This is a genomic window from Neobacillus sp. DZ-9 (genome assembly GCF_059587065.1).
This window is the reverse complement of record NZ_JCAIOL010000058.1, coordinates 1-729: the sequence shown is the minus strand read 5'-3', so window position 1 is coordinate 729 and position 729 is coordinate 1. Positions and strand designations below refer to the sequence as shown.

At 48.6% G+C, this 729-nt stretch carries 5 tRNA genes and 1 rRNA gene; all 6 read left to right on the top strand.

Features of this window, described 5'->3' with window-relative positions:
* The first annotated feature begins 2 nt into the window (after window positions 1–2).
* The 6 genes from rrf (at window position 3) to AC59HZ_RS31460 (ending at window position 729) form a co-directional block, all read left to right on the top strand.
* Window positions 3–119: ribosomal RNA gene (rrf, locus tag AC59HZ_RS31485) — 5S ribosomal RNA — on the top strand.
* Between the two features lie 44 nt (window positions 120–163).
* Window positions 164–238, top strand: a tRNA-Glu gene (locus AC59HZ_RS31480).
* Window positions 239–277: 39 nt separating this feature from the next.
* Window positions 278–353 (top strand) — tRNA-Val (locus tag AC59HZ_RS31475).
* A gap of 17 nt (window positions 354–370) precedes the next feature.
* Window positions 371–446, top strand: a tRNA-Thr gene (locus AC59HZ_RS31470).
* Window positions 447–465: 19 nt separating this feature from the next.
* Window positions 466–541 (top strand) — tRNA-Lys (locus AC59HZ_RS31465).
* A 111-nt stretch (window positions 542–652) separates the two neighbouring features.
* Window positions 653–729: transfer RNA gene (locus tag AC59HZ_RS31460), tRNA-Arg, on the top strand.

The following is a 729-nucleotide window of genomic DNA, read 5'->3' as shown; positions in this document are numbered from 1 at the left end:
AGTCTGGTAATTATGGCGAGAAGGTCACACCCGTTCCCATACCGAACACGGAAGTTAAGCTTCTCAGCGCCGATGGTAGTTGGGGCACGCGCCCCTGTGAGAGTAGGACGTTGCCAGGCTAAGCCCCTGTTGGGGCTATTATTTTGTCTGAATTTTTAAAGTGGGCCCCTTGGTCAAGCGGTTAAGACACCGCCCTTTCACGGCGGTAACACGGGTTCGAATCCCGTAGGGGTCACCAAAGTTTTTTCGTGAGAGCGAAAATAACGTTCATGAATTTGGAGGATTAGCTCAGCTGGGAGAGCATCTGCCTTACAAGCAGAGGGTCGGCGGTTCGATCCCGTCATCCTCCACCATATAAATTTAAATTTGTGCCGGTTTAGCTCAATTGGTAGAGCAACTGACTTGTAATCAGTAGGTTGGGGGTTCAAGTCCTCTAGCCGGCACCATTTATTTTTTTCTTTTTTTGAGCCATTAGCTCAGTCGGTAGAGCATCTGACTTTTAATCAGAGGGTCGAAGGTTCGAGTCCTTCATGGCTCACCAAAGTTTTTTGCAAAAGCAAAATAACTTTAAATATCCGGGTGTGGCGGAAAATCCTGCGGTAGGTGACTACCCCAATTCGATTCTGGTCCTCGGCACCATTTATTTTATAAAGCGCCCGTAGCTCAATTGGATAGAGCGTCTGACTACGGATCAGAAGGTTATGGGTTCGACTCCTTTCGGGCGCGCCA